The following is an 8,494-nucleotide window of genomic DNA, read 5'->3' as shown; positions in this document are numbered from 1 at the left end:
TAGTTCGTAGGGTGGGCAGGGTTATAAAATCAGTCGTTCTAGCATCAAATCTAGTGACCCTGCCCACCCTACAAGCTACCCACCCTACAAGCTCCTTTCCCGTTACAATAAATCCTCAGAACGCAATTGGAGTTCTCCACTATGCCTGAGATGACTGTAAAAGACGTGGAACGAATTGAGTCAATCCTCAGCGAGGCTGGTTTTGATTATCAACTCGAACTGGAAGAAGGGAGAATTATTGTTATGGGGCCATCGGATATTGTCGCCAGTGAAGTCTCCCTGGAATTCGCCCGTCAACTAAGCAATTGGGTGAAACCGCGCCGTTTGGGTCGCGTCTTCGACTCCGCCGGTGGGTTTATTTTACCCAATAGTGACCTGAAAGCACCGGATGTTTCTTTTGTTTCGCGCGATCGCCTCCCCCGCAGCATTCGCTATTTTGCTGCTCTCGTCCCCGATTTAGTTGTAGAAGTCAAATCTCAAAGCGATAGAGTCAAAAAATTGCAGTCAAAAATTCAAGTGTATCTCGACCAAGGCGTGCGAGTTGCGATCTTAATCGATCCCGATACTTGTCTCCTCGAGGTTTACCGTCCCGATGGGTCGGTACAAACCTTGGGCAATGGTGACATTTTAATCCTGCCGGAATTACTCCCAGAATGGGAATTAGTCGTGGAAGAACTTTGGCCGGTAATATTTGAGGAGGAGGACTAAGGAGGGATTTAATTGACATTGCAGTGCGATCGCCTTTTTTTAGAGTAGGATGCTGGGCTTGTCTCGGCATCCTCATTTTACTCCAAAATCAGAGTTTAGGTTATAATCAGAAATAAATCAAGGGAGGAAAATTTATGTCTTTAACAGTTAACCACTTAGAAAAACTGCAAGACCAACTCCAAAACGCTCCAGATGACTACCAGATAGAATTGCGCGAGGGAGAACTGATTGTCATGGGGCCGTCAGATATCGTATCCAGCTACATTGGGGCACAGTTGAGCTTTCTTCTCAAACTATGGGTGTCCCCGCGTCGTTTGGGATTGGTGTTTGATTCTAGCGGGGGTTTTATTCTTCCGAATTCGGATTTAACTGCACCGGATGTTTCTTATGTTTCCCGGGAACGAATGCCGCGCACGGTTCGCTATTTTAGCGAAGTGGTTCCGGATTTGGTGGTGGAAATTAAATCCCAGAGCGATCGCCTGTCTAAATTGCAGGATAAAATTGCCATGTTTCTCGACCAAGGGGTTAAAATTGGCCTGTTAGTTGACCCAGACGAGCTGACTGTGACGCTCTATCGTCCCGCGCAAAATCCGATGGTCTTTCAAGACGAAGAAACTCTGACGATTCCGGAATTATTTCCGGGATGGGAATTGCAGATTTCGGAATTGTGGCCGCCTGTGTTTGAAGAAAATGAGGATTTCTAGGGGGGATTGGTTTAATTTATAGCAGTGGTTTCCCGATCGCGAGTTAATCGCCCCACTTCGCGATTTTTTACTTTACAATAGTGGTATAGTATTGGGAGTTACAATTATGTCTACAGAACAAATGGGAAAAATCACCACCACATTGACCATTATCAATCGAGCGGATCAATCTGCTGCAACACGCGGATATATTCCCCCAGCGGAAGTCCGCTCTCTTACCCTCAATAACGTATTGGTGGATACGGGGGCTACTACTCTGTGCTTACCCACAGAGGCGATCGCCAAATTGGGTTTAGAATTGCTCCGGGAAGTGGATGTGACCACCGCCAATGGACTCAGTAAAGCCCGCATTTTCCAAGATGCGCGCATTTCTCTGCTGGGACGGGAGGGGACGTTTGAATGTTTGGAATTGCCCGGGGGGCGGGATCCGCTGTTGGGGGTCATTCCTCTGGAAGCTTTGGGGATTGAATTGGATTTAAAAAATCAGCGATTAATTGTTTTACCGGAAACCTCTGTGGATACTTATTTGACGATTCTTTGATGGGCATCGCGACGGCGATCGCCTCCCGGGTCAGGGCGATCGCGTTAAGTGGGAGAAAAGCGACTGCTCATCGAATATAAATTTTTGTAACGATATAACGAATTTTATACCATTCAGCGTCTGGGTTGGATTTTTTTTCTGGTCAACCGAGAAAATCTGCTTCAAACCGTGGTAGGATATAGAACATCGGGGTGGGGGCGACAAGGCTCCCTCGGACACCGATCGCAAGCGTCCCGAAACTATACAGAAAGCAGCCCCTCGGTTGTTTTGTAGATTCTCTGCCCAGAAGAGGCGATCGCTATGAACTCTCAGAACCTTCCACTCGACCCCAACTATCGCGACTGGCTGTCTCCCAACCTCGGCACCTATTGGCAACTGGCTAAGGTGAAAGGTGCGGAAAAAATCGTGCTGCGATCGCGCGAAGAAAACACCCAAGTTCAATTCTCCCTCACCGAAGGCTTCGCCTTGCAGCATTTCACGGGTAAGCTCACTCTAGCACAAATCCAACAGCGCTGCGAAAAAAAATTTGGCGATCGCATCTCGCCCACCTTCGTGGAAGAACTGCTGCAAAAACTCATCGACCTCAACATCTTACACCATTCCGAAGCGGAGTCTCCACCCACAGAGGCTTACCATTCTATCTCCGAGGAGTGGATCTGTCCCGACTTAACCCCCTACTGGAGTGTATCCTCCGTCCCCGACTCGGACCAAATGGTTCTCAAAGCCACGGAAGGCAACCTGCGGGTTATCTTTTCTGCCCCAGAAGGCTACGCTTTGCAATACTTTACCGGACAATTTACCGTCGGTCAAATCCAAGATTTATCGCAACAGCACTTCGGCGATAAAATCCCAAAAAATTTTATCGCACAATTGCTGCAAAAACTCATCGAACTCAATATTTTACAACTGCCAAATTCCGAAATAAAAGCGGAATCTGCCCCAAAGAAAGCTGCGGAGAATTCGCCGCGCCTAAAAGCCAGCGTGCAATTTATCGACCATCCGGGTGGGTACTGGATTCTTCGCAACCCGGAAGATATGACTTTTTTGCAAGTCAGCGATGACGATAAAGCGATTATCGACCAACTGGGGAGACGTTCGACTGCGGCAATTTTGGCGGAATTTTGTATTAGCAAAAGCGAACTGAAACACCTGCTCAAACTGCTGACAATTACGGCGATGCTGGAAGGGACGACACCGCCCCCGCCGCCGAAGCGCAAGTTCAATCCGATGCAGTTGCTTTACTTCCGGATTCCGTTATTTAATCCCGACCCTTGGCTGAATCGACATATCGATCGCTTGCGTTGGATTTGGACGAAACCCTTTGCGTTTCTGTTATTTAGCACCTTGGCTTTTTCGGCAATTATTGGCGTCAAGCAACGAGACCTGATTTTCCATACGGGACAGCAACTCATTCAGGCGCATGGCGGTGGTTTAATTATACCCTTTGCCCTGCTTTCCATGTTGGTGGTTAGCCTTCACGAACTCGGTCATGCCTTTACCTTAAAAAACTTTGGCGGAGTGGTGCCGAAAATGGGATTGCTGATTATTATGTGTATGCCCGCCGCATATACCAATACCACCGATTCCTATTGTTTGTCGAGAATGAAGCGAGTTTTGGTGGTGGGGGCGGGATTGTTGGTGCAGTTTGCCATTTGGGCGATCGCATTGGGGTTGTGGAATTGGACAACATCCAGCAGTTGGCTGCATATTGCCAGTTATTTGTTAATGGGAGGTGCCTTAGTTACCGTCGCCATTAACCTCAATCCCCTAGCAAAATTTGATGGCTACTATCTCGCCGTGGCCCTAACTGGGATTAACAATCTCAGGACGCGATCGTTTGCCTTGTATGGCAATTTATTAACCGGAAAGCCAATTCGGGAAACCGCCAGCGATGCGCTAATTTTAGCGATTTACGCTCCTTTGAGCTTGGCTTATATTTATTTTGTCTTTGGATTTTTATTCGCCAGAATTGCCGATTGGAGTTTGACGAATATTCCCTTAACCGCTTTGTCGCTGTTGGTTCTCTGGCTGATTTACTATTTCTTTCCCAGCGATAAATCGTGAATTTCCCTGCTTGTCAACCGATTAATTCTCACAAAAGGACATCTACCATTATGAGTGCAACTAACCCGCAACCGCAAGATTCTCCCTTAAAAGTGGTGCCCCCCAAAGCGCGCGCCAAAGCACCTGCGCCGGAACCGAAATCACCGCCCGTTGCGCCGATCCCGGAACCTGTAGCACCTTCGCCCGCCCAAGCGCCCGCCGCCCAAGCGCCGGCGAAACCGAAACCTTACGGGAAATGGTTCCTCACGCTGTTGCTGCTGGCGGGAGTGGGCGCGATCGCCCGCATGCCCATTACCAACTACGTTACCGGAGAAGGTGAAATCACCTCGCGCGTTAATGCCCGCGAACAAATTACCATGCCGATCGCCGGTAAGGTAACGCTACAGGTGGAGAGTAACGAACAAGTCAACGCCGGTGAGGTGGTGGCGGAAATTTCCAGTCCCGAAATCGACAACCAAATTGCCGCAGCAGAAAGCACCCTTCAACAAGCCGAATCCGCATTATCTGCCGCTAACAAGCGGTTAACTATCGCTCAAACCGAACTAGAAAACGCTAAAGAAGGCGAAGCCATTGCCCGCGATCGCGCGGCCAAAAAACAAGCCGAAATCGATTCCATTATCTCCGGCGAAAAACAGCCGAAAATTCGCCAAATCGAACGAGAAATCGACGGCATAAAAAGCGAAATAGCGGGCATTCGCAATGTCATTTCCGGCTTTGAAAGTGAAATCACCGGGATTCAAAGCGAAATGGCAACCATTGACAGCGAAAAGCTCGCCTTGCAAGAACAATTGAGCCTGGTAGAAAAAGACCTGACTGAATATCTCAAATTAGCCGAGGAAGGGGCATTGGCTAGGAACGGAAAAGAACTGCGAGATTTGCAGATGCAAAAAGTTCAGTTCCAAAGTCAAATCCAACAGCAAGACCATCAACTAGAAGTCAAGCGACAGCAAATCCGCCAAAAAGAAAGCGAAATTCGTCAGCACAAAAACTTAATCGACCAAAAATATCAGCTCATCGGCGCGAAATCCGAGCAAATCAACGATGTAAAAAAACAAATGGAAGAGATGCGAGATGAGCGCGAAAATGATATTCAGCCTCACGTTGCAGCCCGACGTTCTGCGAAAAAAGAAGTGGAAGCCGCCGAGGCTGCGATCGCCAGCGAAATGGAACGAGTCACCCAAGCACAAGGGGAAATTTCCCGCTTGCAAAATCGAGAACGAGAGCTGATTCTGAATGCAGAAACCACGGGAACGGTTCTGACTGAAAAAATAGACTTAATGAATAAAAATACCTTGCAAGTCGGCGATATTATTTTAGAAATTGCCGATTTGGGTCAGCTCACCGGGGCGATTAAAGTTCCGCAGGAAGAGGTCAATCTGGTCAAGAAAGGTCAATCGGTGATATTTAAAACCAGCGACCCTTACAGTCCCAAATATAAAGCAAAAGTGCAGGATATTAGTTCGAGGATTCAGGCGAAAGAAGCCGGAACAAATCCCATGTTAACCGTGACGATTTTAATCGACAATCGGAATAATATTTTACGACCCGGCATGGAAGGATTTGCTCATATCGAAACCGGGGAAATGCGGATTTACCAAAAGGTGCAGCACGAGTTAAACAAGTTGTTTGAGTTTGACAAGTATTTTCCTTGGTTTTCGCAAGAGTAATATCGCATGCGGTGGAAACATCAGGACGTGATGTGAGAGTCAACGAAGGGGTGCGAGGGAGGCGCAAGGCTGGTATATTGGCCGAAGTTTACCTCGCACCCTAAATAATAATCTCGATTTCAAAACTAATTTAATCCCACCATTTTTCGATCTTAGTGTTAGAGTGAGTACCCCCCCAGTCCCCGAAGCAGACGCGATAAATCGCGTCTCTACAAGAGGGGGGGGTCGGAAGCATCTCTCATCCGATTTGTAACTCGTTCCCAGGCTCAGCCTGGGAACGCGCCTCCCGAGGCTCCGCCGCCCCCCAATCGATGTGCCAAAAAAGTTGCCTCCTTGCTTAGCCCTTAAGATACTATACAAAAAATAAATTGCCCAATGGTGGGAATGTGTCTGGCCGAATATTAAGATTCCACCACATTTGCCAGTCGGTGGGACACTTCATTTAGAGCGAGAAAAATGCTATAACAGACTGCAATAAATAAGCAGCGATTGAGATGACACCAGAAACCTTAGTTCAAAACCCTTCAAATCCAGGCGCAAATTTTGATATGGCGGAATTTGACGCCGCCGTGATGGGCACTTACGGGCGGTTTCCCATTGCCCTAGAGCGGGGGGAGGGCTGTCGCCTGTGGGACGCGCAGGGCGGGGAATACCTGGATTTTGTCGCCGGGATTGCCACCTGCACCCTGGGTCACGCCCATCCCGCGTTAGTGGAAGCGGTGACGCAACAAATCCAGAAGTTGCACCACGTGTCGAACTTGTACTATATCCCAGAGCAGGGGGAACTAGCGAAGTGGTTGGTGGATAGCTCTTGTGCCGATCGCGCCTTTTTCTGCAATTCCGGGGCGGAAGCGAATGAAGGAGCCATCAAACTGGCGCGCAAATACGCCCACAAAGTCCTCAACATCGACCAGCCGGTGATTCTAACCGCCAATGCGAGCTTTCACGGGCGCACCCTCGCCACCATCACCGCCACGGGTCAACCGAAATACCAGAAAAACTTCGACCCATTAGTGCCCGGATTTTACTACGTACCGTACAACGATATCGAAGCACTCAAAGAGGCGATCGCTCACCTGGATAGCGCAGGAAAACGGCAAGTGGCGGGCATTTTGCTCGAACCCCTGCAAGGAGAAGGCGGGGTGCGGCCCGGCGACGCCAGCTACTTCCAGCAAGTGCGCCAAATCTGTGACGAAACCGGCATCCTGCTGATTTTAGATGAAGTGCAAGTAGGAATGGGACGCACCGGTAAGCAGTGGGGATATGAAAATCTCGGCATCGAACCGGATATTTTCACCTCCGCCAAAGGACTCGGGGGCGGGATTCCCATCGGCGCAACTTTATGTAAATCGTTTTGCGATATCTTCCAACCCGGGGATCACGCCAGCACCTTTGGCGGAAATCCCTTCGCCTGCGGTGCAGCGCTAGCGGTTTGTCACACCATAGAACGCGATCGCCTGTTGGAAAATACCACCCAACGGGGGGAACAATTGCGGGCCGGCTTAAACGCGATCGCCCAAAATTATCCCCAGCTCATCGCCGAGGTGCGCGGTTGGGGGTTAATTAACGGCATGGAACTCCAAGGCGAGACAGAAATCACCTCTCTCGATATCGTCAAAGCCGCCATGACAGAAGGTTTATTGCTCGTTCCCGCCGGACCGAAAGTGGTGCGCTTCGTTCCCCCCTTAATTGTCAGCGAATCGGAAGTCAATCGCGCCCTAGAAGCACTCGGATTTGCGATCGCCAAAGTAATGAAGAATTGAGCAATCTTTAACTAACCGGACTTACGCACCGCTCTCACCGGTAGGGTGGGCAATTCCTTGCCCACCCTACAGCTCGCCCCTGCATCTGGGATTGACTTGTGGTGGTGGAGGCAACAGACGGGTAATAATAAACCCAGAAGCACCATTTCTGGTTTTGCAAGTCATGGTTCAGGAGTCGCCGAAAGGCAGCGACAACAAACCGGAACTGAATTCGCGAGGGAATTTAGGAAAGGTTGTGGATGCACCGGGGAGCGCTTTGGACTCTCATCCGAAGGGTACCGAAGAACCCAAACGCCTCCTTCCCGGATGGGTGACGGTGTTGCTCGTCATCAGCGCGATCGCCACCGGGGGATATTCTCTCTACACCCTCTTTCAAATGGGCTATGGGAGAAATGAGTCCTCGCCCCTATCTTCCCTCTCCACCCCAGAACCGATACAGTTTGTCGCCGCTTTAGGGCGGTTAGAACCGGAAGGGGAAGTGATTCAACTTTCCGCTTCCACCTCCCAACCGGCACAACGGGTGAGCGAACTTTTGGTGGAGGAAGGGGATAACGTGCGCGCCGATCAAGTGGTGGCGATAATGAACGATCGCGATCGCCTTTCCGCCGAACTCGAAAGCGCCCAACAACAAGTCAAAATCGCGCAAGCGCAGTTAGCGCAAGTCAAATCCGGAGCCAAAACCGGGGAAATTGCCGCCCAAGAAGCCACAGTGGCGCGTCTGGAAGCCCAGATTCCCCGGGACATCGAGATGCAAAATGCCACCATTGCCCGCGTACAGGCGCAGGTGCAGGGGGACGTCACCGCCCAAGATGCCACCATTGCCCGCGTACAGGCGCAGGTGCAAGGAGACATCCAGGCTCAGCAGGCGCGGATCGAGCGCCTGCAAGCGGAACTCGAAGAACAGGTGAATGCCCAACAAGCCACGATTAATCGCTTGCAAGCAGAGCTAGAAGGGCAAAAAACCGCCGCCCAAGCCACGGTAAACCGCCTGCAAGCCCAGGTGCGCGGAGATGTAGAGGCTCAGCAAGCCACGGTAAACCGCCTGCA

At 50.2% G+C, this 8,494-nt stretch carries 6 protein-coding genes and 1 pseudogene; all 7 read left to right on the top strand.

From position 1 onward, the window contains the following. Window positions 1-141 precede the first annotated feature (141 nt). Window positions 142-708 carry a Uma2 family endonuclease gene (locus AC0QH1_RS01980; protein ID WP_324629096.1) on the top strand — a complete coding sequence of 189 codons (567 nt, stop codon included), beginning with the start codon at window positions 142-144 and terminating at the stop codon, window positions 706-708. Between the two features lie 134 nt (window positions 709-842). Then, the gene (locus AC0QH1_RS01975) at window positions 843-1,412 is read left to right on the top strand and encodes a Uma2 family endonuclease (RefSeq protein ID WP_324629093.1); all 570 of its coding nucleotides are present in this window, start codon (window positions 843-845) and stop codon (window positions 1,410-1,412) included. A gap of 106 nt (window positions 1,413-1,518) precedes the next feature. Then, complete coding sequence (locus tag AC0QH1_RS01970) at window positions 1,519-1,953, top strand: aspartyl protease family protein (protein ID WP_324629092.1); 435 nt, start codon at window positions 1,519-1,521, stop codon at window positions 1,951-1,953. Window positions 1,954-2,253: 300 nt separating this feature from the next. Beyond that, on the top strand, window positions 2,254-4,017 hold the full coding sequence (locus AC0QH1_RS01965; protein WP_324629091.1) for a hypothetical protein: 1,764 nt from the start codon (window positions 2,254-2,256) through the stop codon (window positions 4,015-4,017). A 50-nt stretch (window positions 4,018-4,067) separates the two neighbouring features. Next, complete coding sequence (locus tag AC0QH1_RS01960) at window positions 4,068-5,684, top strand: HlyD family secretion protein (protein WP_324629090.1); 1,617 nt, start codon at window positions 4,068-4,070, stop codon at window positions 5,682-5,684. Between the two features lie 494 nt (window positions 5,685-6,178). Next, entirely contained in the window at window positions 6,179-7,447 is a 1,269-nt protein-coding gene (locus tag AC0QH1_RS01955; protein WP_324629088.1) for an aspartate aminotransferase family protein, read from the top strand. Window positions 7,448-7,610: 163 nt separating this feature from the next. After that, window positions 7,611-8,494: pseudogene (locus AC0QH1_RS01950) on the top strand (hypothetical protein); the annotation flags it as partial.

This window comes from Phormidium sp. CCY1219 (assembly GCF_055795085.1).
The sequence above is the reverse complement of the archived record's forward strand: the minus strand, read 5'-3'. Positions and strand labels throughout refer to the sequence as shown.

Bases quoted from the DNA above. Each gene is read 5' to 3' on its own strand.
- AC0QH1_RS01980 (WP_324629096.1), top strand. From the start codon at position 142: ATGCCTGAGATGACTGTAAAAGACGTGGAACGAATTGAGTCAATCCTC.
- AC0QH1_RS01975 (WP_324629093.1), top strand. From the start codon at position 843: ATGTCTTTAACAGTTAACCACTTAGAAAAACTGCAAGACCAACTCCAA.
- AC0QH1_RS01970 (WP_324629092.1), top strand. From the start codon at position 1,519: ATGTCTACAGAACAAATGGGAAAAATCACCACCACATTGACCATTATC.
- AC0QH1_RS01965 (WP_324629091.1), top strand. From the start codon at position 2,254: ATGAACTCTCAGAACCTTCCACTCGACCCCAACTATCGCGACTGGCTG.
- AC0QH1_RS01960 (WP_324629090.1), top strand. From the start codon at position 4,068: ATGAGTGCAACTAACCCGCAACCGCAAGATTCTCCCTTAAAAGTGGTG.
- AC0QH1_RS01955 (WP_324629088.1), top strand. From the start codon at position 6,179: ATGACACCAGAAACCTTAGTTCAAAACCCTTCAAATCCAGGCGCAAAT.